The following is a 25,545-nucleotide window of genomic DNA, read 5'->3' as shown; positions in this document are numbered from 1 at the left end:
TCCGCTTTCTAGCCGACCCGCCGAACGTATGCCATACGTCACTGTTACTTCGCTGTGAATTCAAGTGGCGTTTGCTATGGTTCAAAGCCGCAGGGGGGTCTGTGACCAGGCGTGATGATTCTTGCCATCCTTTTTTGCTGCCTTTTTCTGGTGGCTTCAGCCTGCCCTGTTGTTGTTTCCGCGGAGCGGCTCCGCTTCCTGAAAGGAATTCTTCGGTGGTACCCAGACTCCGGATTGTTCGAGTGAAGCCGAGAACGCCGTGAAGATCGCTTTCTTGATCAACAACGCGTATGGAATCGGCGGAACCATCCGCTCCACGGCGAATCTCTCGGCCGCGTTCGCCGAACGGCACGACGTCGAGGTCGTCAGCGTGCACTGCGTGAAGGATGAGCCGGCGCTCCCCTTCGACCCGCGCGTCCGGCTGACCTCGCTGATCGAGATGCGCGAGGACAGCCCGGGATACGAGGGTGAACACGAGCTCACCCGGCAGCCCTGCACGATGTTCCCGGACACGGGAGCGGCCAAGTACTCGTTGAAGCTGCCGTACTCGGGCCTCCAGGACGCGCGCATCGGCGGCTACCTCAAGGACACCGACGCCGACGTGGTGATCGCCACCCGCCCGGACCTCAACGGCTACCTCGCCCGCGACGGCCGGCCCCGCTACCTGCGGATCGGCCAGGAGCACCTGAGCCTGGACGCCCACAGCGACCTGCTGCGCGAGCACCAGAACCGAGCCGTCGCGGCCCTGGACGCCTTCGTCACCGTGTCCGAGGCGGACGCCGCGCAGTACCGCGCCGCACTGCCTGAGGTGACGACGCGAATCGTCTGCGTACCCAACGGCGTGCGCACCCCGGCCGTCCTCCCCTCCTCCCTGGACTCCGACGTCATCGTGGCGGCCGGACGCCTCATCGCCGTCAAGCGGTACGACCGGCTGGTCTCGGCCTTCGCCAAGGTGGCCGCGGAACATCCCGGCTGGACTCTGCGGATCTACGGGCGCGGCCCGGAGAAGGCGAGGCTGCGCGAGCAGATCGAGCGGCTCGGGCTGTCCGATCGCGCGTTCCTCATGGGACCCGTGTCGCCCATCGAGACCGAGTGGGCCAAGGGCGCCATCGCCGCCGTCTCCTCCGACATGGAGTCCTTCGGCATGACGATCGTCGAGGCCATGCACTGCGGCGTCCCGGTCGTCGCCACCGACTGCCCGCACGGGCCCGGCGAGATCATCACCGATGGCCAGGACGGACTGCTCGTACCCCTCTCCGGTGACGTCGACGCCTTCGCCGACGGACTGAAGCGCCTCGTCGCGGACTCCGCACTGCGCCACAAAATGTCCGCCGGGGCCCGGGAGAAGGCCGCGACCTACGCCCCTTCCGTCATCGCCCGCCGCTACGAAGCGCTCTTCGACGAACTCTCCCGCAAGCGCCGCCGCACCCTGGCCCGCGGAAGCACGGCCCTGGTCCGACGCCTGAGCCGCACCGTCAGGACCCGCCCGGCCGCGCCCACCGCGCTCCCGGAGAACACTCCGCCGCCCGCCGCGCATGCCCGCGCGACCGCGGAAGGCGGTCTGACCGTCCTGCTGAAGGTGGCCGAACTGCCCGCCGGACCACTGGACTTCGTCCTCCGGCTGCGCCGCGACCCGGCCAAGCGGGAGGTCCGCCTCCCCGTGCTCCCGGACCCGGACTCCCCGGACACCGGCGCCCGCGTCACCCTGCACCGAGCCGAGCACAGCCTCGCCGAGGGCCGCTGGGACTGCTATGTCGCCCCGCGTGGCAACGGCTCCCGTACGCGGCTCACCGCACGGCTCGTCGAGCAGGCGCCGCTGCTCAGAAGATCCATCGCTGTCCGCGAGCCCGACGGCGTGAGCGCGTGGATCCCCTACACCACCGCCGACGGCTTCCTCGCCCTGCGCACCTGGCTGCGGCCCGCCCATGCCGAGGTCGAGCGGATCGAGGCCGGCGAGCGCTCGGTGTCCGTCACCGTTGTGGTGCACGGCCTCGCGAGTGGGGTTGGGGTCACGGTGCAGGCGGTGTCCCGGACGGAGCGCGCGTACGACTTCTCCGTGGCCGCCCGTCCCGCAGGCACCGACAGCTTCCGCTTCACGGTCCCGTACGAGGAGGTCATGGCCCGGCGCACCGGGGAACAGGACCTCTGGGATCTGCGGCTGTCCACCGCCGACGGCACCATCCCGGTCGGCCGGATCAGCGGAGACATCGTGGAGCGCAAGAAGACGGATGTCGTACCGGCGACGGTCCTCGACCACCCCGAGCGTGGCAGCACCCGGATCAGACCGTACTTCTCCGCCACCAACGACCTGGCACTGAGCGCCCGCGACGTCGAGGACGACTGAGGCCGGGCGGGCTGAGGGGGCCGACTGAACGCCCGGCCTCCTCAGCCCTCCCCTTCAGCTCTTCCGGTGCCCGATCAGGCGCGGCTTGGCCTCCAGCCCGTCCAGGCCGTGCCAAGCCAGGTTCACCAGGTGGGCGGCCACCTCTGCCTTCTTCGGGCGGCGTACGTCCAGCCACCACTGTCCGGTCAGGGCGACCATGCCGACCAGGGCCTGGGCGTACACCGGCGCGAGCTTCGGGTCGAAGCCGCGGCTCTTGAACTCGCGGCCCAGGATGTCCTCGACCTGTGTCGCGATGTCGGAGATCAGCGAGGCGAAGGAACCCGTGGACTGCGGGATGGGGGAGTCACGGACGAGGATGCGGAACCCGTCCGTGTACTCCTCGATGTAGTCGAGCAGCGCGAACGCCGCCTGCTCGCACAGTTCGCGGGGGTGGCCGGCCGTGAGCGAGCTGGTCACCATGTCCAGCAGACGCCGCATCTCACGGTCCACCACCACCGCGTACAGGCCCTCCTTGCCGCCGAAGTGCTCGTACACCACCGGCTTGGAGACCCCGGCCTTCGCCGCTATCTCCTCCACCGACGTGCCCTCGAAGCCCTTGGCGGCGAAGAGCGTGCGGCCGATCTCCAGCAGCTGCTGGCGCCGCTCGGCCCCCGTCATCCGGGTCCGGCGCGCACGCCGCGGCTTTTCGTTGCTGGATGTGCTGGAGTCGGCCACGCCGTCAATCATGCCGCCTCGGCGGTCTCCTGCTTACCTCGGGAGCGCTTCGCCTCCGGGTCCCGGCGCGAATCGATACGCGAGCGTGACGGCCAGCGCACGTCGTACGCCCAGCCGAGCATCTCGAACCAGCGGATGATCCGCGCCGAGGAGTCCACCTGTCCGCGCTCCACGCCGTGCCGGGCGGAGGTCGGGTCGGCGTGATGCAGGTTGTGCCAGGACTCACCGCAGGACAGTACGGCCAGCCACCACACGTTGCCCGAGCGGTCACGCGACTTGAAGGGGCGCTTGCCCACGGCGTGGCAGATCGAGTTGATCGACCACGTGACGTGGTGCAGCAGCGCCACGCGAACGAGTGAGCCCCAGAAGAAGGCCGTGAACGCGCCCCACCAGGACATCGTGACCAGACCGCCGACCAGCGCCGGGAGAGCCAGGGAGATCCCCGCCCAGAGGAGGAACTGGCGGGAGATCGCACGGATCGCCCCGTCCTTGATCAGATCCGGCGCGTACTTCTCCTGCGGCGTCTGCTCCTCGTCGAACATCCAGCCGATGTGCGCCCACCACAGGCCCTTCATCAGCGCCGGGACCGTCTCGCCGAAGCGCCACGGGGAGTGTGGGTCACCCTCGGCGTCGGAGAACTTGTGGTGCTTGCGGTGATCGGCGACCCAGCGGACCAGCGGGCCCTCCACCGCCATCGAGCCCATGATCGCCAGCGCGATCCGCAGCGGGCGCTTGGCCTTGAAGGAGCCGTGCGTGAAGTAGCGGTGGAAACCGATGGTGATGCCGTGGCAGCCGAGGTAGTAGAAGAACACCAGCAGACCGAGGTCCAGCCAGCTCACCCCCCAGCCCCAGGCCAGCGGTACGGCCGCGAGCAGCGCGAGGAACGGGACGGTGATGAAGAGGAGAAGCGTGATCTGCTCGATCGAACGCTTCTGCTCGCCGCCCAGCGTGGCGGAGGGGATCGGGGTGTCGTTGTGCGCCTTCGGGGCGTCGTCGATCACATCGGAGCTTGTGGTCATGGGGCGTCCCCTGTGGGGTTCGTGGATTGTGACGATGCCGGATGTACGGGCATACAGAGCCGTTTGTCATGCCTACGGTTCCGTAACCTACGGCGTCGTAAGTATGGCAGCGCACAGCCCGGCGGCAAGAGGCCGAGAGTCTGCGCATCCGCATCGAGACCTATCCTTGGAATCGGTCGGACAGCGCGGTCCGCTCTGTTTCTTAAGTTCCCGGATGCCTTCCTGCTATGCGGCCAGCGCTGCCGCAGGCCGACGGCTCCCGGGGCGTCCACTCAGCCGAGCCCCCAGACGAGCTTCACCACTGCAAGGAGCCGCACCTGTGAGCAGTGCCGACGACCAGACCACCACGACCAGCAGTGAGCTGCGCGCCGACATCCGCCGCCTGGGCGACCTGCTGGGCGAGACCCTCGTACGCCAGGAGGGCCCCGAGCTCCTCGAACTGGTCGAAAGGGTGCGCCGCCTCACCCGCGAGAACGGCGAGGCCGCCGCCGAGCTGCTGCGCGGCACGGAACTGGAGACCGCCGCCAAGCTGGTGCGCGCCTTCTCCACGTACTTCCATCTCGCGAACGTCACCGAGCAGGTGCACCGTGGCCGTGAACTGCGCGCCAAGCGGGCCGCCGAGGGCGGACTCCTCGCCCGTACCGCGGACCGGCTCAAGGACGCCGACCCCGAGCACCTGCGCGCGACCGTACGGAACCTGAATGTTCGCCCGGTCTTCACCGCTCACCCGACCGAGGCCGCCCGCCGCTCCGTCCTCAACAAGCTGCGCCGGATCGCCGCCCTCCTGGAGACCCCCGTCATCGAGGCGGACCGCCGCCGCTACGACACCCGTCTCGCCGAGAACATCGACCTCGTCTGGCAGACCGACGAACTGCGCGTCGTACGCCCCGAGCCCGCAGACGAGGCCCGTAACGCGATCTACTACCTCGACGAACTGCACGCCGGCGCGGTCGGCGACGTCCTCGAGGATCTGACCGCGGAACTGGAGCGCGTCGGCGTCCAACTGCCCGACGACACCCGCCCGCTGACCTTCGGCACCTGGATCGGCGGCGACCGCGACGGCAACCCGAACGTCACCCCCCAGGTGACCTGGGACGTACTGATCCTCCAGCACGAGCACGGCATCAACGACGCCCTGGAGATGATCGACGAACTCCGCGGCTTCCTCTCCAACTCCATCCGCTACTCGGGCGCCACCCAGGAACTCCTGGACTCCCTCCAGGCCGACCTGGAAAACCTCCCCGAGATCAGCCCCCGCTACAAGCGCCTCAACGCCGAAGAGCCCTACCGCCTCAAGGCCACCTGCATCCGGCAGAAGCTCGAGAACACCAAGCTGCGCCTCGCCAAGGGCATCCCGCACGAGGAAGGCCGCGACTACCTCGGCACCTCCGCCCTCCTGCGCGACCTCACCCTGATCCAGACGTCCCTGCGCGAACACCGCGGCGCCCTCTTCGCCGACGGCCGTATGAACCGTACGATCCGCACGCTCGCCGCCTTCGGCCTGCAGCTCGCCACCATGGACGTACGGGAACACGCCGACGCCCATCACTATGCGCTCGGTCAGCTCTTCGACCGGCTCGGCGAGGAGTCCTGGCGCTACGAGGACATGCCGCGCGAGTACCGGCACAAGCTGCTCGCCAGGGAACTGCGCTCCCGCCGGCCCCTCGCGCCGACTCCGGCCCCGCTGGACGCGGCCGGGCAGAAGACCCTCGGGGTGTTCGAGACGGTCAAGCGGGCGCTCGAGGTCTTCGGGCCCGAGGTCATCGAGTCGTACATCATCTCCATGTGCCAGGGCGCGGACGACGTGTTCGCCGCGGCCGTCCTCGCCCGCGAGGCCGGGCTGATGGACCTGCACGCGGGCTGGGCGAAGATCGGCATCGTGCCGCTCCTCGAGACGACGGACGAGCTGCGCGCCGCCGACACCATCTTGGAAGGCATGCTCGCCGACCCCTCCTATCGGCGGCTGGTCGCGCTCCGCGGCGACGTCCAGGAGGTCATGCTCGGATACTCCGACTCCTCCAAGTTCGGCGGCATCACCACCTCACAGTGGGAGATCCACCGCGCCCAGCGGCGGCTGCGCGACGTTGCCCACCGGTACGGCGTACGGCTGCGGTTGTTCCACGGCCGGGGCGGCACCGTCGGCCGGGGCGGCGGTCCCACGCATGACGCGATCCTCGCCCAGCCCTGGGGAACCCTCGAAGGCGAGATCAAGGTCACCGAGCAGGGCGAGGTCATCTCCGACAAGTACCTGATCCCCGCGCTGGCCCGGGAGAACCTGGAACTCTCCGTCGCCGCCACGCTCCAGGCCTCCGCCCTCCACACCGCCCCGCGCCAGCCCGGCGACGCGCTCGCGCGCTGGGACGCGGCGATGGACGTCGTTTCGGACGCCGCCCATGCCGCGTACCGGCGCCTGGTCGAGGACCCGGACCTGCCCGCGTACTTCTTCGCCTCCACGCCGGTCGACCAGCTCGCCGAACTCCACCTGGGCTCCCGGCCCTCGCGGCGGCCGGATTCCGGCGCGGGCCTCGACGGGCTGCGGGCCATTCCGTGGGTCTTCGGCTGGACCCAGTCCCGGCAGATCGTGCCGGGTTGGTTCGGCGTCGGCTCCGGCCTGAAGGCGCTGCGCGAGGCGGGCCTGGACTCGGTCCTGGAGGAAATGCACGAACAGTGGCACTTCTTCCGCAACTTCGTCTCCAACGTAGAGATGACGTTGGCCAAGACGGACCTGCGGATCGCCGGCCATTACGTGGACACTCTGGTGCCGGATGACCTGAAGCACGTCTTCGACACGATCAAGTCCGAACACGAACTGACCGTCCGCGAGGTGTTGCGGATCACCGGCGAACGCGAACTCCTGGACGCCCAGCCGGTCCTGAAGCAGACCTTCACGATCAGGGACGCTTACCTGGACCCGATCTCGTACCTCCAGGTCGCCCTGCTGAAGCGCCAGCGAGACGCGGCGGCTTCGGGCGCGGACCCGGATCCGCTCCTGTCGCGGGCGCTGTTGCTTACGGTGAACGGGGTGGCGGCGGGGTTGCGTAACACGGGGTGACGGACGGCTTGGAGGGGCGGCAGGGAGGTTCTCGCCCCCGCCGCCCCTACCCGTCCCATCCTCGGGGCGTTGCCCCGAACCCCACCAGGGGCTCCGCCCCTGGACCCCGCTGGGGCTGCGCCCCAGACCCCGCTATCGGCCTGGCGGCCTCGTCCTCAATCGCCGGACGGGCTGAAATTCAGCCCCTCCGGCGTTTGAGGAGCGGGGGTTCGGGGGCTGGCCCCCGAAACGGGGTCCAGGGGCGGAGCCCCTTGGTATGGGACGGGTAAGGGCGGCGGGGGCGAACCCCCCTCACAGTGCCACGAACGCCGCCGTCAGCAGCGTCAACCCCGCGCCACCCAACAGCCACGCAAACCGAGCCGACCGCAGCCCCCCAGCCACCACCAGCGAAGCCAGAAGCATCGCACCCCCGAGCGGAACCCACGCGTACAGCAGCCCGCCGGGCCCCGTGCGGACCACCTCGTTGCTCCCCGGCTTCACCACCACCGCGTACGTCTCACCCTTGTCCACCACCACCGTGCTCGAGATGGTCACCCGCTCACGCGCAGTGGACCCCGGCGACACCGGCGCGTACGACCCCGTACACCGATCGTCCGCGCACCGAGTGACCGTCATCGTCCCCCGCTCACGCCCCTTGGTGAGCATCACATGCTGCGCCGTACCCCACGACGCCCAAACCCCGGCAATCAGCAGCAGCACCGCAACCGTCCCCATGGCCGCGATCCGCCCGAACCGCAGCGCGGAACCCGCGCTCGGGCGGGACATGAGGGCAGACATGGCGGCGATCCTTGGCCATCGCCCTGCGCTCGGTCAACTCCGACTGGATCACACCGGGGGACAAGTCACGAGTTGTACGTACTCTGCGCCCGCTCCAGCCCATCAATCACCAGACACTCCACCGCATCGGTCGCCCGGTCCACGAAGTAGTCCAGTTCCTTGCGCTCCGCCGCGGAGAAGTCCTTCAACACGTAATCCGCGACCTGCATACGCCCCGGAGGCCGCCCGATCCCGAACCGCACCCGGTGATAGTCCGAACCCATCACCTTCGTCATCGACTTCAGCCCGTTGTGACCGTTGTCGCCACCACCCAGCTTCAGCCGCAGCACGCCATAGTCGATGTCCAGCTCGTCATGGATGGCGACGATGTTCGCGACCGGCACCTTGTAGAACTCCCGCAGGGCGTTCACCGGCCCACCCGACAGATTCATGTACGACATCGGCTTGGCCACCACCACCCGCCGACTCCCCGGCCCAGGCGGCCCGATCCGCCCCTCCACCACCAGAGCCTGCGCCTTCCCGGCCCGCTTGAACTTCCCCCCGATCCGCTCCGCCAGCAGATCAGCCACCATGAACCCCACGTTGTGCCGGTTCCCCGCATACTCGGACCCCGGATTACCCAGCCCCACCACCAACCAAGGGGCTCCTGCATCACTAGTCACGTGCATATCTCCTTCATACGCGCAGAGCCGCCGCTCCCCGAAGGGAACGGCGGCTACAGGCTGTGGGCAATCGTTCCGCAGGGCGGAACGGGTGGGCACAGCCCCAAACGCCGGGCGCCTCAGCAGAAGCGGTACGGCGAAGGGCAGCCCCCGGAGGATCAGGCTTCGGCGGTCTCGCCTTCGCCCTCACCCTCGCCCTCAGTCGGCTCCTCCGCCTGCGCGGCCAGAACCTGAAGAACCACCGCATCCTCGTCGATGGCAAGGCTCGTACCGGCCGGCAGCGGGACGTCCTTCGCCAGAATCGAGTCACCAGCCGCCAGGCCCTCGATGGACACGGTCACCGACTCCGGAATGTGCGTGGCCTCGGCCTCGACCGGCAGCGCGTTCAGCACATGCTCGACAAGGAAGGCACCCGGAGCCAGGTCGCCCTCGGTGTGCACGTAGATCTCGACGTTGACCTTCTCGCCACTGCGGACGAGCAGCAGGTCCACGTGCTCCAGGAAGCCCTTGATCGCGTCACGCTGAACGGCCTTCGGAATCGCCAGCCGCTTCTTGCCTTCGATCTCGAGGGCGAGAAGAACGTTCGGCGTACGCAGCGCCAGCAGCAGATCGTGACCCGGCAGCGTCAGATGAATCGGGTCGCCACCGTGGCCGTACAGGACACCGGGAACCTTGCTCTCACGGCGGATACGACGCGCCGCGCCCTTGCCGAACTCGGTACGCGTCTCGGCGGCGAGCTTCACCTCGGCCATGCTCATCACTCCTCGTAGATAGGGGGGAACGTGGTCACCCGGCCATACACAACGGCCTGCTACGAAGAGCGCGTCGATTACGGACCGCCGTACCAGCGCCTTCACAACGCCGTACGGCCTCCCTCGCCGAGCAACTGTGACAGCTTACGCGGCGGGAAGGCCGTACCAGAAATCGATCTTCAGACCCGCAACGGGCCTGCTGACCGGCCAACTACTGACCGGCCTACTGGTCGTCGAACAGGCTCGTCACCGAGCCGTCCTCGAACACCTCACGCACCGCACTCGCGATCGTCGGCGCGATCGACAACACCGTGATCTTGTCCAGCTGCAACTCACCCGGCGTCGGCAGCGTGTTCGTGAAGATGAACTCGCTGACCTTCGAGTTCTTCAGCCGGTCCCCGGCGGGACCCGACAGCACGCCGTGCGTCGCCGTCACGATCACATCCTCCGCACCGTGCGCGAACAACGCGTCCGCCGCGGCGCAGATCGTGCCACCCGTGTCGATCATGTCGTCGACCAGCACACACACCCGGCCCGCGACATCACCGACCACCTCGTGCACCGTGACCTGATTCGCCACGTCCTTGTCGCGCCGCTTGTGCACGATCGCCAGCGGCGCACCCAGCCGGTCACACCACCGGTCCGCCACCCGCACCCGGCCGGCGTCCGGCGAGACCACGGTCAGCTTCGTGCGGTCCACCTTCTTGCCCACATAGTCCGCGAGCAGCGGCAGAGCGAAGAGATGGTCGACCGGGCCGTCGAAGAAGCCCTGGATCTGGTCCGTGTGCAGATCCACCGTCAGGATCCGGTCCGCACCCGCCGACTTCATCAGATCCGCGACCAGACGCGCCGAAATCGGTTCACGTCCCCGGTGCTTCTTGTCCTGACGGGCGTAACCGTAGAACGGCACAATCACGGTGATGCTCCGAGCGGAAGCCCGCTTCAGAGCATCGATCATGATCAACTGCTCCATGATCCACTGGTTGATCGGAGCCGTGTGGCTCTGGATCACAAAGCAGTCCGCACCTCGCGCCGACTCCTCATAACGGACATAGATCTCGCCGTTCGCGAAGTCATAGGCCCTCGTCGGGACAACCCCGACACCCAACTGCTCGGCAACCTCCTTGGCAAGCTCGGGGTGTGCGCGGCCGGAGAAGAACATCAACTTCTTCTCGCCGGTCGTCTTGATCCCGGTCACAGCACTGTCTCCTCAGAGGTATCTCAGCCGGTCGCCAACGGTGATCCCAGCCGGGTGTGCGGATGTGCACCTATCACGGTACGCCGTCGCAGACGCGCCGATTTCTGGTCAGCTTTCGCTTTCGGCCTCCCGGGAAGCCGCCTCAGCCGCCTTCGCGGACGCGCTCCCCGGACGCTTCCGCGCCACCCAGCCCTCGATATTCCGCTGCTGGCCCCGGGCCACGGCCAGCGAACCCGGCGGCACATCCTTCGTGATCACCGAACCCGCCGCGGTGTACGCGCCATCCCCAACCGTGACAGGCGCCACAAACATGTTGTCCGAACCCGTCTTGCAATGTGAACCCACGGTCGTGTGGTGCTTCGCCTCACCGTCGTAATTCACAAAGACACTCGCGGCACCGATATTCGTGTACTCACCGATCGTCGCGTCCCCGACATACGAGAGATGCGGGACCTTGGTCCCCTCGCCGATCGAGGAGTTCTTGGTCTCGACGTACGTGCCGATCTTGGCCTTCAGCCCGAGACGGGTACCGGGACGCAAGTACGCGTACGGACCCACGGACGCCTCCGGACCGACCTCCGACCCGTACGCCACCGTGTTGTCGACACGAGCCCCCGCGCCGACCCGCGTATCCGTGAGACGGCAATTCGGGCCGACCTCTGCACCCTCGCCCAGATGCGTGGCACCGTGCAGCTGAGTGCCCGGATGCACGATCGCGTCCTGCTCGAACGTCACGGTGGCATCGACCCAGGTGGTCGCCGGGTCGACGACCGTCACCCCGGCGAGCATCGCCCGCTCCAGAAGCCGGTCGTTGAGAATCCGACGCGCCTCGGCAAGCTGCACCCGGTTGTTGATCCCCGCGATCTCACGATGATCGCCGGCCACGGACGCCCCGACCCGATGCCCGGCCTCGCGCAGGATGCCGAGCACATCGGTCAGATACTCCTCACCCTGACTGTTGTCCGTACGAACCTTCCCGAGCGCATCCGCCAGCAGCTGCCCATCGAAGGCGAACACACCCGAATTGATCTCACGGATCTCCCGCTGCGACTCGGTGGCGTCCTTGTGCTCGACGATCGCCGTCACGGCTCCGGAGACCCCGTCGCGCACGATCCGCCCGTACCCGGTCGCATCCGGGACCTCGGCGGTCAGCACGGTGACGGCGTTCCCGTCGGCGGAGTGCGTGGCGGCGAGTTTCTGCAGAGTCTCGCCACTGAGGAGGGGAGTGTCCCCGCAGACGACGACAACGGTCCCGTCGACGCCGCCGCCCAACTCCTCCAAGCCCATCCGCACCGCATGCCCGGTCCCGTTCTGCTCGGCCTGAACGGCAGTGCGCACCCCCGGGTCCACCTCGGCAAGGTGCGCGGTGACCTTCTCGCGGGCGTGCCCCACGACGACGACCAGCTGCTCGGGCTCCAACTCGCGTGCGGCGGTGAGTACATGACCGACGAGAGAACGGCCACAGATGTCGTGCAGAACCTTCGGTGTGGCCGACTTCATACGGGTGCCCTCACCCGCTGCGAGTACGACGACGGCTGCCGGGCGGTTGGCGCTCACGGGTGTGCCCTTCGGCTTCGGATGTGGGGTTTGGTCATCCGCAGGATACCGGGGGGTCGTGCGGGGGAAATGTGAGCGGGGCCTGACCCCAACTTCTTGGGCCAGGCCCCGAACCGAGCAGGGCTCCCCCGCCAGGACTCGAACCCGGACAGATGGCACCAAAAGCCACAGTGCTGCCAATTACACCACGGGGGAACGAAGCCGACCGAACCGGACATCCGGCCAGGTCGCCGTGTGGGCACCCAACACTATGCCGTACCAGGCGCCTTCCACGCGACGATACAACTTGGCACCGCGCCGCACTCAGATGCTGAGGCACGAGGAGTGGTGTAGGCCAGTGCGGAAAAGTCACCGGAAAACCGGGTGCGGGCGCCCGTAGGCTGGAGGCATGACCACGACGGGGGAAGACCACACCGCGGCCGGGACGGGGCCGTGGTGGTGGGTGCGGCAGCGTAGTGCGTGGCTCGATGGTGGGCTGGCGTTGGCGTCTGCTGTCGAGTGTGGGTTCGAGGGTGTGGAGTTCGCGCGCGATGCCGGGTTGGCGGAACCGGTGGGCGCGGTTTTCGGGGTGTTGGCGGGGTCCGTACTGCTGTTCCGGCGTCGGTGGCCGATTGCTGTCGTGCTGGTGTCGATCGCGATCACGCCTGCCGCGATGGGCTTCTTGATGGGGATCGTCGCGCTCTACACGCTGGCCGCGTCGGAGTTGCCGCGGCGGATCATCGGTGCGCTGGCGTCGATGTCGATGGTCGGGGTGCTGATCGTCGCGTATGTGCGGGCGCATCAGGGTGTCGCACGCGGTGATGCGGCGTTCGGTGAGTGGGCCGTGCCGTTCTTGTCGCTGACGACCTCGCTGGGGCTGACCGCGCCGCCGATTCTGCTCGGTCTGTATGTGGGCGCGCGGCGGCGGCTGATGGAGAGCCTGCGGGAGCGGGCGGACTCCCTGGAGCGGGAGTTGCAGCTGCTGGCCGAGCGGGCCGAGGAGCGGGCCGAGTGGGCGCGGAACGAGGAGCGGACGCGGATCGCGCGCGAGATGCATGACGTGGTCGCGCACCGGGTGAGCTTGATGGTGGTGCATGCGGCGGCTCTGCAGGCCGTTGCCCGGAAGGATCCGGAGAAGGCGGTCAAGAACGCGGCGCTGGTGGGGGACATGGGCCGGCAGGCGTTGACCGAACTGCGGGAGATGCTGGGGGTCCTGCGTACGGGGGATGGCCTGTCGCCTCGTACGCAGCCGGTGCCGCTCGCGGCGGTGGGTGCGGCGGCGGCTGCCGCGGCGTCCCGGGCCGTCGACGACGAGGGCGGCGACGGGCCGTGCCTGGCCGATCTGGACGAGTTGCTCGGGCAGTCGGCAGCGGCTGGTATGGCCGTGGATCTGTCGGTGGACGGCGATTCGCGTGCGTATGCGCCGGAGGTCGAGCAGACCGCGTACCGCGTCGTCCAGGAGGCGTTGACGAACGTCCACAAGCATGCGGCGGGTGCGAAGACGCATGTGCGGCTGGCGCATCGTTCGGCGGAGATCGCGATGCAGGTGGAGAACGAGCCGCCGCCGGAGCCGGACGCGGCGTCGGGTGCGCGTCTGCCGAGCGGGGGGAACGGTTTGGTGGGCATGAAGGAGCGGGTTGCCGCGCTGGGCGGGGTGTTCGTGTCGGGGCCGACGGATGCGGGTGGGTTCCGGGTGTCCGCGGTGATTCCCGCCGAAGGCTGAAGGCCGAGGGCTGAGGACGTACGAGCCCTAGGGGCGTCAGCCCGTTGTCAGCCGTACCGGCTCGATGCCCGACAGCAGCCCCGTAAGCGCCTGGTCGACATCCGGGCCCAGGTACCAGTCGCCCGTGTGGTCGAGCGTGTAGACGCGGCCCTCGGAGTCGATCGCGAGCAGTGCGCGGCTCTCGGATTCCTCGCCGAGCGGGCAGACCTGGGCGTCCAGGGCGCGGCCGAGGTCGGCGAGCGTACGGGCCATGTGCAGGCCGTGCAGCGGGTCGAGGTGGAGGGGGGACGGGGCGACCTGGCGGCCTGGCCCCGAGACGGGCACATGGAGTCCGCCGAATTCGGCCCATGCTTCGACGGCCGCCGGGAACACGGCGTGCCGGTGTCCGGCCGGGGACTCGTGGTTGCGCAGGGCGTCGGCCCAGTACTCGGCCTGCCTTATGTCCCAGCGGCCCGGCTGCCATCCGGCGGCGCGCAGTGCGGCGTCGACGGGTACGGGGAAGCGGGTCGTGGAGGTGGAGCGGTCGGCGTGCATGGGTCCTACGTTCGTCTGTGCGGCGTTCCTGCGCTGTGGATCATTACGGGCGTACGTGTGGGAAGGCTCACTTCTCCGGTGTCGTCGGGTCGACGATCCGTACGCCGAAGTGGGCGCTGAGTGCGGCGCAGGAGCGGCAGGGTGTGGCGAAGCCGCCGTGCAGGGGGTCGCCGTCCTCGCGGATGTAGCGGGCGGTGAGTTTGGCGTTTTTGAGGGATTTGCGGGCTTCGCTGTTGGTCATGGGCTTGCGGGCGGCTCTTTTGGAGCGGGCCGCGTCGGCGGCGCCGAGGTGCCGGGAGATGAGGATGGTCTCGGCGCAGCGGCCGGTGAAGCGGTCGCGCTGGGCGCTGGTGAGGGTGTCGAGGAAGTCCCGTACGAGGGGGTGGAGTTCGGGGAGCTGGTCGCCGCGTGCGGCGGTGCCGGTGAGGGTGGCGCCGCGTACGGAGAGGGCGGCGGCGACGGTGGGGAGTATGCCGTCGCGGCGGTGCTGGAGGGTGGGCGCGTGAGGTCGTTCGGTGGTGCTCCAGCCGACCCGTGGGTCACCGGATCTGCCCGTCTGCGTAGCGCTCATGATCTTGTTTCCTCCCCATCCCCACGGTGTGGCCGCTGTGGTCGCGACCCCCGGGTGCGGGGACAGAGTGCCAAACTCCGAGGCTGGTGCGGAAGCTGAGGTCACCCGACACGCGTGTTCTTCGTCGCAGGGTCACGGCGGGGTGACGGCAGGTCACGGTGGTGGAGGGTCGGTGTTCGGCGGGCGGAACCGGAGGCCCGGTGACCGGTGTCGTACAACCGCATAGGCTGTCGGCAACCACGATCCAATCGGAACGCCGCAGGGGGCAACCGCCATGACGACAGGTCGGCTCGGGCAGCAAGCCGCGCCGCCGAACGCGGCCTATGCCGGGCAGGTCGTACATTTTCCGGATCCGGTCCGGGCTGCCCGTCACCCCAGAGGTGTACGGGTCGACGAGTACGGCTACCCCGACTTCTCGGACTATGCGCGTGCCGCGGCGGAGATCGCCGAGCCGCCCGAGGGCTTCGGTGTCGATGAACTGCGGCTGACGGACTACGTATCGGCGAACGCGGCGATGGCGGCCACGGGGCACGACCTGTGGGACACCATCCCGGCGGTGGCGACTCCACACGGCTGGACCTGGCATCACGTGCCGGGCACGCGGCGGCTGGAGTTGGTGCCGGTCGAGGTGAAGGCTCTGCTCCGGCACCACGGCGGGCTCGCGACGGCGGCGGTCGACCAGAACAAGAGGGGTACGCGGCCGTTGCAGGAGACGCGGCCGGTGCACTTCGGGCTGCCGAAGACGTCGGTCGCGGTGAGCGAGCAGCTGGTGCAGGGCGTCGAGGAAGACCTGGGGTACCGGCTTCCAGGCGCCTATCGCACGTTTCTGAAGGCGGCGGGCGGCTGTGCTCCGGTGGGGGCCGCGCTGGACGCCGAGTTGGGGCTGCTGGTCGACCAGCCGTTCTTCACGGTGCGCGACGAGGCGGCCGTGAACGACCTCGTGTACGTCAACAAGTGTCTGCGCGACCACCTCACCAAGGATTACCTGGGAGTCGGCTTTGTGCAGGGCGGGTTGCTCGCGGTGAAGGTGAAGGGCGAGCAGGTCGGGTCGGTGTGGTTCTGCGCGTTCGACGACGCGCGTGACCAGGACGCGTGGCCGCCTGCCGAGCGGGTGCAGCGGCTGTTGCTGCCCTGTGGTGACGACTTCGACGAGTTCCTGGGCCGGCTGGCGGGCAATCCGCCGGAGCTGGAGACCGTGGCGAACCTGATGGTGGACGGCGGCTTCGCGCGAGCCGTGTCCGTCTCTTCGGTGGGGGAGTGAGCGTCCGATGGTGACCTTCGCGCAGGCGCAGGAGCGCGCGGAAGAGTGGATCAACGGTGATGTCCCCTCGTATCAGCATCGCGAGGTGCGGGTGCGGGAGTTCGAACTCGGCTTCGTCGTCTGGGCGGAGGACCGGGCCGAGGGCCCGCGTTCCGACGGCGGCGCGCAGCGACTGGTGATCGCGCGGGACAGCGGGGAGGCCACGCTGTGGCCCTCGCTGCCGGTGGGTGAGGTGATCCGCCGGTACGAGGAGGAATACGGGCTGCCGGACGCGGCACCCGAGCCGGCACCGGCGCCTCCGGCGCGGGTGGATCTGAACCAGACGTCGTTCCTGCTGACTCCTCCGGAGTGGTTGCAGGAGGCGGCGGATCGGATGGGGATTCCGGATCGGCGGGAAGGGGCGGGGGCGGGTTCGACCGGTTCGCCTTCGGGGGCGACCGGTTCGTCGGGTTCGTCCTCAGGCTCATCCGGTTCGTCTTCGGGTTCGGCTGATGGGGCGGGGGCCCGTCCGGCCGCCGCCGCCGCTGATGCCGGGGCCGCCAACGGGGCGTCGGGGAGCGGGAGTTCGCCGTCCGGTACGTCGCCGTCCGGGTCCTCCGCTCCCGGTGCGCCGTCGTGGCCGTCCGCCGGGGGTGGGTCCGAGTCGGGTTCCGGCGGCGGGCCCGGTACGCCTGGCGCGGCGACACCGTGGGCCGGGACCGACACCAACGCCGACGCGGGCGAGGACCGTTCGGTGCCGCTGCCCGCGACGGTGTTCTCACCGCCGCTGAGCGAACCCGACGACGGTAGGACGCCGCCGCCCACGCCACCGGACGCCAAGACCGCCCTGATGCAGGGCGGCAGCCAGCTTCCGCGCACGGCGGTGGCTCCGGCGGTCGACGGGCAGCAGACGCCGGGTGCGCCGGGTACGCCTCCGCCCGGTGGTCCGCAGGGGGCGGGTGCGGCCGGCACTCCGCCGCCCGGTTCGTCGTACGGGTATCCACAGGGTCCTGGTGCGTCCGCGCCGGGTGCTCCGCAGGGGACGCCGCCGGGTGCACCGGCTGCTCCTGGAACACCGCCGCCTGGTTCGTCGTACGGCTATCCGCAGGGTCCCGGTGCGTCCGCTCCGGGTGGTGCGCAGGGAGCACGGCCTCCGGGTACGCCCGGCACTCCGCCGCCTGGTTCGGCGTCCGGGTCTCCGCAGGGCCCTGGTGCGTCGGCTCCGGGTGGTGCGCAGGGAGCGCCGCCGCCTGGTGCGCCCGGAACACCGCCTCCGCCCGGTTCGTCGTACGGGTATCCCCAGGGCCCCGGCGCCCAGGGAGCCCCGCCTCCGGGAGCGCCCGGTACTCCGCCGCCTCCCCCTTCGTCGTACGGGTACCCGCAGGCGCCCGGTGGCGCTCCGGGTACGCCGCCGTCCGCCGGGCCCAATGCCCCGCAGCCGCCCGGCGGTTCGGGCGGGCCGGGGCGGCCGTTGGCGCCGAATGCCGGCGACATCGCTGACGCCGCGACCAGCAAGGCGCAGTCGCCGCCGCGTGGGGCGCGTGGTGGTGGCGCGACTACGCCGCCTCCGCCGGGTGCGCCCGGGACGCCGGGGGCGCGGCCGGGCGGTCCGTCCGCACCGTCCGGGCCCGGTGCGCCGGGTTCCTCGGGGGGCGGCGGGTACGTACCTACGCAGCTCGTCTCGCAGCTCCCCCCTGACGCTGACGGGCCCGAGGGGCCCGGACAGCCGGGTGCGCCTGGCGGACCCGGTGCTCCCAACCCTCCGAGCGGTACGCCCTCGGGTGGCGTCCACCATGCGCCCACGATGTTCGCCGACCCGAACCAGCCCGGCGGCAGTTCCGGTGGCCCCAAGCCTCCGGGCCCGCCCGGTGCCCCCGGCCAGCCGGGTACGCCTCCGCCGGGTGCGCCGAACCCGCCAAGCGGTACGCCCGCCGGTGGTGTCCACCACGCGGCGACCATGCTCTCCGGCTCCGGTCCCGGCTCCGGCCCCGGCGCACCGCAACCGCCGGGTGCCCCCGGCGCCCCGGGTGCGCCCAAGCCACCCGGCGCTCCGGGTGCCCCTGGTCAGCACGGCCGGCCCGGCGGCCCCGGAGCCCCGAACCCTCCGGGCGGTACGCCCTCCGCTGGAGTCCATCACCAGCAGACGGTGCTGTCCGGTCCCGGTCCCGCAGGCCCGGCTGCGCCCCCGCCGCCGCAGGCTCCGGGGATGCCGCCGGGTGCGCCACCCCAGCAGCCCGCGCCAGGCCACCCGACACCAGGTCAGCCGATGCCGGGCCAGCCCCCGATGCCGGGCCCGGGCGGCGGACCGACCCCCGGTCAGCCGATGCCCGGTCAGCCCATGCCGGGCGGACAGCCCCCGGCCTACGGTTACCCCCCGCAGGGCGGCCAGCCGACCGTCGGCCCCGGCTATCAAGCCGTACTCCGCTACCGCGCGCAGGACGGCTCCGAGCAGCAGCTCATCCGCCGCTCGGCGCCCGGCACCCCGCACCCGGAGTGGCAGATCCTGCACGAGCTGCGCGCGATGAACGTGCCCCCTCAGCAGGTGCTGGAGCTCCACACGGAGCTGGAGTCCTGCGAACTGCCGGGCGCGTACTGCGCGCGGATGATCCGCGAGAGCTGGCCGCAGGCGAGGATCACCAGCATCGCCCCGTACGGCACGGACCACGCGAGCCGTCAGCAGGGCATGGCTCAACTCCTCGCGCACCAGGGCGAGTTGCACCAGGTCGCGGACGGGCCCGCCCGGCCGGCACCGGTGCGTGCGCCGTTGCCGCCGGTGCAGCCCGCGCCGCCCATCCCGCCGGAGGCGATCGGTCAGGAGCTGGCGGCGGCGTTCGGACCGGGCATCTTCCGGTTCGACCAGGCGGCCGTGTCCCGGCAGGGAGTGCCCCCGATCGTGGCGCACACCCTGGTCGTGGCCGGGCTGCCCGTGGACATGAACCCGTTCTTCTGGGCCCAGGCCCAGCCGGGCCGCCCGGTCCCGACGCTCGCCGAACTGGCTCAGGACCGCGGGGTGCAGCCGGCCTCGGACGCGGGCTCGTACCTGGTCATGGGCAGCGACTTCGGCAAGGCGATCTGCGTCCAGTACGGCACGGCGAACATCGTGGCGGTCCCGGTCGAGGCGGGCCCGGGCGGCGCACCCGTACCGCCGCAGTTCGTGAACACAGGACTTCCGGAGTTCGCCCGCAGCCTGGCGCTGCTGGGCAGGATGTGGCGCCTGCGGTTCGGCCTGAACCAGGAGCAGGCGGGCCGCTGGACCGTCGACTTCCAGGCCCAGCTCGCCGCCCTCGACCCGGCGGCACTCGGTTCGCCGGAGAGCTGGTGGTCGGTGCTGCTGGAACAGATGTGGGACGGCTTGCTCTGACCTCACCTTCCGCAAAGGGGCGGGCCCGGTCGACCGACCGGGCCCGCCCCTTTGTCATCCGGCCCCTATTCCTCATCCCACCCCTTATTTCTCATTCCACCCCTTTTGCCATCCGGCCCTTACTGACTGAACGGGCGGAGTGTCGCATTATGAACACTTCCGTCTGATCTACCAGGATGTGCGGCACATCATGCTGTACGCCGCCGAAGAGGGGATTCGAGGATGAGCAGCGCAACGGGCGCATCGGTGTCGCCTCATGGCTTCATGGCCGTACGAGGCCGTGGTTACCGTCCCGAACAGGTGGACGCGTACACCACGGAACTCTCCGAGGACCGCGACGCCGCCTGGGAACGGGCCGCTCGCCTGACCGTACTGGCCAAGGACATGGAGGCGGAGGCGGGCCGGCTGGCCGAGCGGGTGGCCGGGCTCCCTCCGCAGACGTACGAGGCGCTCGGCGAAGGTGCCGCGCGGCTCTTCGAACTCGTCAAGGAGGAGGCGGCGGCTGTCCGCGAGAGGGCGCACCGGGACGCGAGGAGTGCCCTGGAGGAGGCGGAGTCCGAGGCCGACCGGGTACGCGAGGCGGCACAGGCGGAGGCCGACGCGGTACGGGGCGAGGCCGACGAACGAGCGCGTCAGCGCCTGCTGGCCGCCCAGGCCGAGGCCGACGAACTGCTCATCGCCGCACGCCTGGACGCGAAGGAACAGCGCGGCGAGGCAGTGGCCGCGTTGCGCGACATGCGGGAACGCTCGGAGGCGAAGCTCGCCGAGCAGGCCAAGGAACACGCCGACCGCCTGGCGGAGCTCGACCGCGCGACAGAGGAACAGGGGGCCGCCATCGACGAACGGCACGCCCCGCAACTGTCCCGCGCGGAGGCAACCCTGGCCGAAGCCGAACGAGCCCTGTCCGAGGCCCAGTCCGCGACCCGCCACCTCCAAGAGGAAGCGGAGTCCCAGGCCGCGGCCATCCTGGCAGAGGCCCAGGCCCGCGAAACGAGAATCGCCCACGAAACAGAACGCCTGCTCCGCGCCCACGCGGACCAGCGGGATGAAATGCAGGCCCACATGAACCACGTACGAGACAGTCTGGTGACGCTCACGGGCCAGTCGACAGGTGAATGAGAGCTGACGGGGGAATGAGGGCTAGCGCTCTCGCCGGACCACACCCGCCAGAATCCACCCCTCGACCGCCTCGTACTGCCTGCGCTGTTCCTCCGCTTGTCGCCGTCCGGAAAGCACCGTCCCCAGCCAGCCGAAGGCGAAGCCGAGCGGAATGGACAGCAACCCGGTCGTGGTGAACGGGAACCAGGTGAAGTCATGGTCGGGGAACGCCGAAATAGGTGACCCGGAGACCAGGTTGGTCCCGGTCATCAGCACGAACGTACTGACCGAGCCGCCGATCAGCGTGCAGAGCAGCCCCGCCCGGGTGTAGCGGCGCCAGAAGAGCCCGTACACCAGCGCGGGCGCGATCGCCGAAGCACCGAGGCAGAACGACAGCGTCACCAGCGGCTGCAGACTGCGGTGCTGGACCAGTGTGGCCAGCAGAATCGTCGGCACGCCCACCGCCGCCGCGGACAGTCGGGCCAGCGTCATCTCGCGCCGGGGCGACAACTGCTTCCGGCCGTGCGCGAAGACATCATGTGCGAGGGAGTTGGCGCAGGCGAGGATCATCCCGGCCACGGACGCGAGCACGGTCAGGAAGATCGCGGTCGTGACGGTCGTGAACAACAGCGTCTCGGCCGTCGACACATCCGATCCGAACACGGCCCGCGAGCCCAGCAGATAAGCGGTGTTGCCCTGCGGATCCACCGCGGTGATCGCGTCCCGCCCGATCATGGCGACCGTACCGAACCCGACCACCGTGATGATCAGCACGAACAGCGCCACGGCCGGCACCGCCCACGACATCGACCGCCGCACCTCACGCGCACTGCCCGCGGTGTACATGCGCATGGTGATGTGCGGCAGCACAGCGGCGCCGAGGACCACCGTCAGCTCTGAGGTGATCATGTCCAGCTTTGGACTCGGCCCGCCCGCGAACTGCAGCCCCGAGCTGAGAAACGCCGGCCCCGCCCCGCTGCTCTCCGCCGCCGTGCTGAAGAGGCCGCCGAGGTTCCAGTCGAACTGGTTCAGGATGAGTACGGAGATGACGGCGCCGGAGCCGAGCAGCATCACGATCTTCAGGATCTGGATGAGCGCGGTGCCCTTCATGCCGCCGATCGCCGCGTAGCTGATCATCAGTGTGCCGAGCCCGATGATGCAGCCGGTCTTCAGCGAGTCGCTGGAGAAGCCGAGGAGAAACGCCAACAAATCGCCCGTGCCCGCGAGTTGGACGAGCATCATCGGCATCAGCGCGGCCAGCGTCACGACGCAGGCCGCGATGCGTACGGAGCGTCCCGGCATCCGCCGCGCGAACACGTCGCCCATGGTGAACCGGCCCGCGTTGCGCAGCGGTTCGGCCAGCAGGAACATCAGCAGCATCAGGGAGAGGGCGGTGCTCAGGGCGAGTACGACCCCGTCGTATCCGAACAGCGCGATCACGCCGCCCGTGCCGAGCACCGTCGCGGCGGAGATGTAGTCGCCCGCGATGGCGAGGCCGTTGCGCATGGGGGACATCGAGCTGTAGCCGGTGTAGAACTCGTCGAGGTCGTCGCGGTCGGGGCCGGTCATCACGCACAGCAGCAGCGTGATGGTGGCGATGACGGTGAACGCCACCAGTGACATCGCCTGCGAGGAATTGCTGAACCCGGTCATCGGTCGCCCTCCGCCCGCTTGGCGTCCAACTCGGCCTGTTTCCTTATCCGTTCGGCGATCGGATCGACGCCGCGGCGGGCCGTGAACTCGTACAGCGCGATGGCCGCGCAGGTGACGGGCACCTGGATGAGCCCGAGGAGTAGTCCGAGGGGCAGCCCGTCGGTGACCTCCTGCGTCATGAACTCCGGCGCGTACGCGGACAGGACGAGAAACAGCGTGAAGTACCCCAGTGCGGTGAGCGTCGCCACGCGCCGCTGCCACCGGTACGCGGTGCGCAGCACGCGGATGTCGCTGTGGTGGCCGAGCGCGACGTGCTGGGGGCGGGTGCGCGCGGGTTCGGGGTCCGGCTGCGGGTCGGGTGCCCAGGGATAGGTGAAGTACGAGGGCGACGAGTCGTGCGGCGGTGGTACTGGGTACGACGGGGAGGGGTCGTAGGACATCCCGGTCTTCCTTGCGTGGCTCGGGCCCGAGTACGCGAGTACGTGCGGGCCGCAGGGAATCTTGTGGATGGGCATGGGCGGGAACGAGCCACGCACGCTACTCGGCGCCCTCCGGATGCGCTGCTCTTTTCACCAAACTGATTGGTCGGTGCGCGCTTACTTCGCTGACCTCGGGTGTTACCCCCGTTAACCCGTGTTGCCCCATTGGTCAGTCGCGACGAGAACGTAAACGGTGGGGCGGCTTCCGGTGTCGTGCGCGGCGGCGCGGGTCGCCTGCGTGGCCCTTGGGTGCCTCTGGTCTAGCGTTCACTTCCATTCATTGCAACGAGCTGGTCGGCTGATGTTGCGTTAATTTCAGAGCCGTTGCAACGATTTCTAGCTTTTTACCTGCAGTAATGTCGATGGTGCGCAACGAGTCTGTTGCCAGAACTATGAACGCAACGTAGCTTTTCTATTGTCAGAAACAAGGAACTGAAGGAGAGAACGATGCAGAACTTCACCACCCCCGCCCCGATCGCCGCCGTCCTCGACATCCCCGCCGGGCGCATCAAGTTCATCGCCGCAGACCGGGCCGACACCACGGTCGAGGTCCTGCCCGCGGACGCGTCCAAGAGCCGCGACGTGAAGGCGGCCGAGGACTTCGAGGTCGCCTACGGCGATGGCGTCCTGCGGATCCAGGCTCCGGAGGCGAAGAACCAGTACTTCGGTCCCTCGGGCTCCGTCGAGGTGACCGTTCACCTGCCGACCGGTTCGCGGGTCGAGGCGAAGGCGGCCAGCGCCGAGTTCCGGGGCGTCGGGCGGCTCGGCGACGTCGCTTTCGAGGGCTCACACGGCCCGGTCGAGATCGACGAGGCCGCGAGTGTCCGGGTCACCGCCTCCGCCGGTGACGTCACCGTCGGCCGCCTGGGCGGTTCGGCGGAGATCAGTACCCAGAAGGGCGACATCAAGATCGCCGAGGCCTTCTCCGGCACGGTCACGCTGCGCACCCAGGCGGGCGATGTGTCGGTCGGCGCCGCGGCCGGAGTCTCCGCCTCCCTGGACGCCTCCACCGGGTACGGCCGGCTCAACAACTCCCTGAAGAACACCGACGGCGCCGCCGCCAGCCTCACCATCCACGCGACCACGGCCCACGGCGACATCACCGCCCGCAGCCTCTGACCTTTCATCAACAAAGGAGAACCCGCCATGAAGTCGCCACTCGCACAGAAGCCCGAGACGGCGACTTCGGCCACCCCCGGCCCCGTCGCCTCCTTCCTACGGTTTGTGATATCCGGAGGAGGCGTCGGGGTCCTGTCCAGCTTCGCGGTAACGCTGCTGGCCATAACCATGCCCTGGGCCGTCTCGAACGCGATCATCACCGTCGCCTCCACCCTGCTGTGCACCGAACTGCACGCCCGCTTCACCTTTGCCAAAGGCCGCAGCGCGGGTTGGCGAGAGCACTGGCAGTCCGCGGGCTCGGCAACCGCCGCGTACCTGGCGACCAGCGTCGCCGTGTACGTCCTGCACCTGGCCCAGCCCTCCGCCGACACACTGACCGAACAGATCGTCTACCTCAGCGCCTCCGGCCTCGCCGGCGCGGGCCGCTTCATCGTCCTGCGCCTCTACGTGTTCACCGGCCGCCGCAGCCGGACGGGCCGGACCACGCGACCGCTGATGCAGCAGGGGCAAGGGCAGGGGCAGGGGACGGTGCCCGCGCCCGGCCCGACGGGACTGCGGCAGTCGTCGAGCAAGACCTGGCCGAACGGTTCGCGGCCAGAACTGGCCGCGTGAGTCGGGAGGGGCCGAACCCAGTCCAGAGGCGGGGACCGGTCCCCGCGTCTCGGGGATAACCTCAGCGCCTCGATCGCGACGCTCGCCCTGAATCGTGTGGAGCCTCAGATGATGTTCGGCATTGCCATCCTGTGCATCTTCGCTTGGATGGCCTGGTCAGTCGTCCTGATGAGTCACCTACCCCCCTGGCGCCGGGGGCTCCCCGCAACACTGCTTGCCGCCGCCGTGTCCTTGTGGTTTCTCGTCACGGCCGCCGGTGCCTCCGACTTGCTGGTGCTGTATCTGCCCCTGTGCATCGCACTGGCATCGTGGGGCGTCAGCTTGGGAGAACGCCGCGCGGCGGGCAGGCAGGAGCGCGCCAAGCAAGCGATGCCACCCGGGAATCCCTGAGCGCCGCACCAAGGCCGCTCACTTGTCGAGGTCGGCCGGGTGGCCCAGCCCCAGCAGTGCCAACGGGTGCTGTCCAGAGGGCACGATCGCGGGGGTGAGGCCGAGGAGCCGGTCGTCGTCGAAACCGGCGACGAGTACCACGCCGAGGCTTGACTCGGCGGCCTGGAGATAGACGTTCTGGCTGGCATGACCCGCCTCCAGCCATACGTACCGCCGTCCCCGTCGGCCTTGCGGCGGCTGGTCGGCGAAGTGGCGCGTGGCCGTGTCCATGTCGCCACTGAGCAGCAGCAGGACCGCCGCGTGTCGCAACCAGTCGTGGTCGACGAGGGTGGTGCGGGCAACGCGGTCGCGATGATCGCCATCGGCGACCGGGGTCAGTACGTGCCGCTCGGCGTCGTACCGGTAGGCCCCGGCGGCCAGCCCGTCCACGTTGCCCGCCACCACGGTGAGGCCGAGGGGGTGCAACGCGTGCGCCGACGGGCATACGCGATGCCCGTCGGCGGTTCGTCCCTGGGCCGCCCAGGCCAGGAGGGTGAGCTGGTCGAAGGCCAGCGGCAGCGAGTTGAAACTGCGCGTGCTGCGTCGCCGTATCAGCAGGGATCCCAGGCCCGCCAGGTGGTCCCCGGTCGCAGTCGTAGGCCGAACAGGCGCCAGAGGCACTTCTCGTTGTGTCATCGCCCAAGGCAAGCATGTCCGGCCCACCCCCTCACG

General features: G+C 69.5%; 21 protein-coding genes and 1 tRNA gene. 9 read left to right on the top strand and 13 right to left on the bottom strand.

The window, feature by feature from the left end:
* The first annotated feature begins 259 nt into the window (after positions 1 to 259).
* Positions 260 to 2,344 carry a glycosyltransferase family 4 protein gene (locus ACQEVY_RS18060; protein ID WP_432949672.1) on the top strand — a complete coding sequence of 695 codons (2,085 nt, stop codon included), beginning with the start codon at positions 260 to 262 and terminating at the stop codon, positions 2,342 to 2,344.
* A 54-nt stretch (positions 2,345 to 2,398) separates the two neighbouring features.
* Here ACQEVY_RS18060 and ACQEVY_RS18055 read toward each other — a convergent pair whose 3' ends face one another.
* Positions 2,399 to 3,070: a TetR/AcrR family transcriptional regulator gene (locus tag ACQEVY_RS18055; RefSeq protein ID WP_165344273.1), complete on the bottom strand. Its 672-nt coding sequence runs from the start codon at positions 3,068 to 3,070 to the stop codon at positions 2,399 to 2,401.
* The gene (locus tag ACQEVY_RS18050; protein WP_432949669.1) at positions 3,067 to 4,077 is read right to left on the bottom strand and encodes an acyl-CoA desaturase; all 1,011 of its coding nucleotides are present in this window, start codon (positions 4,075 to 4,077) and stop codon (positions 3,067 to 3,069) included. The genes ACQEVY_RS18055 and ACQEVY_RS18050 overlap by 4 nt, the downstream gene beginning before the upstream one ends.
* A gap of 319 nt (positions 4,078 to 4,396) precedes the next feature.
* Here ACQEVY_RS18050 and ppc point away from each other — a divergent pair, with 319 nt between their 5' ends.
* Entirely contained in the window at positions 4,397 to 7,129 is a 2,733-nt protein-coding gene (ppc, locus tag ACQEVY_RS18045) for a phosphoenolpyruvate carboxylase (protein WP_432949667.1), read from the top strand.
* Between the two features lie 291 nt (positions 7,130 to 7,420).
* On the opposite strand, the gene ACQEVY_RS18040 is transcribed toward ppc, so the two are convergent.
* The 6 genes from ACQEVY_RS18040 to ACQEVY_RS18015 all read right to left on the bottom strand — a co-directional run bounded on the left by ACQEVY_RS18040 (position 7,421) and on the right by ACQEVY_RS18015 (position 12,270).
* Positions 7,421 to 7,906, bottom strand: a complete 486-nt coding sequence (locus ACQEVY_RS18040; protein ID WP_432949665.1) for a hypothetical protein — start codon at positions 7,904 to 7,906, stop codon at positions 7,421 to 7,423.
* Positions 7,907 to 7,971: 65 nt separating this feature from the next.
* Positions 7,972 to 8,574: an aminoacyl-tRNA hydrolase gene (pth, locus tag ACQEVY_RS18035; RefSeq protein ID WP_328769298.1), complete on the bottom strand. Its 603-nt coding sequence runs from the start codon at positions 8,572 to 8,574 to the stop codon at positions 7,972 to 7,974.
* 152 nt (positions 8,575 to 8,726) lie between these two features.
* Positions 8,727 to 9,320: a 50S ribosomal protein L25/general stress protein Ctc gene (locus ACQEVY_RS18030; RefSeq protein ID WP_432949663.1), complete on the bottom strand. Its 594-nt coding sequence runs from the start codon at positions 9,318 to 9,320 to the stop codon at positions 8,727 to 8,729.
* Positions 9,321 to 9,543: 223 nt separating this feature from the next.
* A complete protein-coding gene (locus tag ACQEVY_RS18025) occupies positions 9,544 to 10,518 on the bottom strand; it encodes a ribose-phosphate diphosphokinase (RefSeq protein WP_432949661.1) in 975 nt (324 codons plus the stop codon).
* 108 nt (positions 10,519 to 10,626) lie between these two features.
* Positions 10,627 to 12,075 (bottom strand): bifunctional UDP-N-acetylglucosamine diphosphorylase/glucosamine-1-phosphate N-acetyltransferase GlmU, encoded by a 1,449-nt coding sequence (glmU, locus tag ACQEVY_RS18020; protein WP_432949659.1) that lies wholly within the window; start codon positions 12,073 to 12,075, stop codon positions 10,627 to 10,629.
* A gap of 123 nt (positions 12,076 to 12,198) precedes the next feature.
* A tRNA-Gln gene (locus tag ACQEVY_RS18015) sits at positions 12,199 to 12,270 on the bottom strand.
* Positions 12,271 to 12,463: 193 nt separating this feature from the next.
* Here ACQEVY_RS18015 and ACQEVY_RS18010 point away from each other — a divergent pair.
* Complete coding sequence (locus ACQEVY_RS18010; RefSeq protein ID WP_432949657.1) at positions 12,464 to 13,777, top strand: sensor histidine kinase; 1,314 nt, start codon at positions 12,464 to 12,466, stop codon at positions 13,775 to 13,777.
* 36 nt (positions 13,778 to 13,813) lie between these two features.
* Here the strand turns inward: ACQEVY_RS18010 and ACQEVY_RS18005 are convergent, their stop codons facing one another.
* Positions 13,814 to 14,311 carry an SUKH-3 domain-containing protein gene (locus ACQEVY_RS18005; RefSeq protein WP_432949655.1) on the bottom strand — a complete coding sequence of 166 codons (498 nt, stop codon included), beginning with the start codon at positions 14,309 to 14,311 and terminating at the stop codon, positions 13,814 to 13,816.
* Positions 14,312 to 14,378: 67 nt separating this feature from the next.
* Entirely contained in the window at positions 14,379 to 14,882 is a 504-nt protein-coding gene (locus tag ACQEVY_RS18000; RefSeq protein WP_328769293.1) for a YwqJ-related putative deaminase, read from the bottom strand.
* A 274-nt stretch (positions 14,883 to 15,156) separates the two neighbouring features.
* Between ACQEVY_RS18000 and ACQEVY_RS17995 the strand changes: the two genes are divergently transcribed.
* The 3 genes from ACQEVY_RS17995 to ACQEVY_RS17985 all read left to right on the top strand — a co-directional run bounded on the left by ACQEVY_RS17995 (position 15,157) and on the right by ACQEVY_RS17985 (position 20,602).
* On the top strand, positions 15,157 to 16,143 hold the full coding sequence (locus ACQEVY_RS17995) for an SMI1/KNR4 family protein (protein ID WP_432949653.1): 987 nt from the start codon (positions 15,157 to 15,159) through the stop codon (positions 16,141 to 16,143).
* Positions 16,144 to 16,150: 7 nt separating this feature from the next.
* A complete protein-coding gene (locus tag ACQEVY_RS17990; protein ID WP_432949652.1) occupies positions 16,151 to 19,483 on the top strand; it encodes an SUKH-4 family immunity protein in 3,333 nt (1,110 codons plus the stop codon).
* 222 nt (positions 19,484 to 19,705) lie between these two features.
* Complete coding sequence (locus ACQEVY_RS17985) at positions 19,706 to 20,602, top strand: cellulose-binding protein (RefSeq protein ID WP_432949650.1); 897 nt, start codon at positions 19,706 to 19,708, stop codon at positions 20,600 to 20,602.
* Between the two features lie 21 nt (positions 20,603 to 20,623).
* Here the strand turns inward: ACQEVY_RS17985 and ACQEVY_RS17980 are convergent, their stop codons facing one another.
* Positions 20,624 to 22,234, bottom strand: a complete 1,611-nt coding sequence (locus tag ACQEVY_RS17980; RefSeq protein WP_432949648.1) for a cation acetate symporter — start codon at positions 22,232 to 22,234, stop codon at positions 20,624 to 20,626.
* A complete protein-coding gene (locus ACQEVY_RS17975; RefSeq protein ID WP_432949646.1) occupies positions 22,231 to 22,674 on the bottom strand; it encodes a DUF485 domain-containing protein in 444 nt (147 codons plus the stop codon). The genes ACQEVY_RS17980 and ACQEVY_RS17975 overlap by 4 nt, the downstream gene beginning before the upstream one ends.
* A 486-nt stretch (positions 22,675 to 23,160) precedes the next feature.
* Here ACQEVY_RS17975 and ACQEVY_RS17970 point away from each other — a divergent pair, with 486 nt between their 5' ends.
* From ACQEVY_RS17970 to ACQEVY_RS17960, 3 genes are all read left to right on the top strand, one after another.
* Positions 23,161 to 23,832: a DUF4097 family beta strand repeat-containing protein gene (locus tag ACQEVY_RS17970; RefSeq protein ID WP_432949644.1), complete on the top strand. Its 672-nt coding sequence runs from the start codon at positions 23,161 to 23,163 to the stop codon at positions 23,830 to 23,832.
* 27 nt (positions 23,833 to 23,859) lie between these two features.
* Positions 23,860 to 24,444, top strand: a complete 585-nt coding sequence (locus ACQEVY_RS17965; RefSeq protein ID WP_432949642.1) for a GtrA family protein — start codon at positions 23,860 to 23,862, stop codon at positions 24,442 to 24,444.
* A gap of 108 nt (positions 24,445 to 24,552) precedes the next feature.
* Positions 24,553 to 24,834 carry a hypothetical protein gene (locus tag ACQEVY_RS17960; protein WP_432949640.1) on the top strand — a complete coding sequence of 94 codons (282 nt, stop codon included), beginning with the start codon at positions 24,553 to 24,555 and terminating at the stop codon, positions 24,832 to 24,834.
* Between the two features lie 18 nt (positions 24,835 to 24,852).
* On the opposite strand, the gene ACQEVY_RS17955 is transcribed toward ACQEVY_RS17960, so the two are convergent.
* On the bottom strand, positions 24,853 to 25,509 hold the full coding sequence (locus ACQEVY_RS17955) for a SagB/ThcOx family dehydrogenase (protein WP_432949638.1): 657 nt from the start codon (positions 25,507 to 25,509) through the stop codon (positions 24,853 to 24,855).
* Positions 25,510 to 25,545 lie beyond the last annotated feature (36 nt).

The sequence above is a fragment of the Streptomyces sp. CA-288835 genome, from assembly GCF_050936385.1.
Lineage (GTDB): Bacteria > Actinomycetota > Actinomycetes > Streptomycetales > Streptomycetaceae > Streptomyces.
The sequence above is the reverse complement of the archived record's forward strand: the minus strand, read 5'-3'. Positions and strand labels throughout refer to the sequence as shown.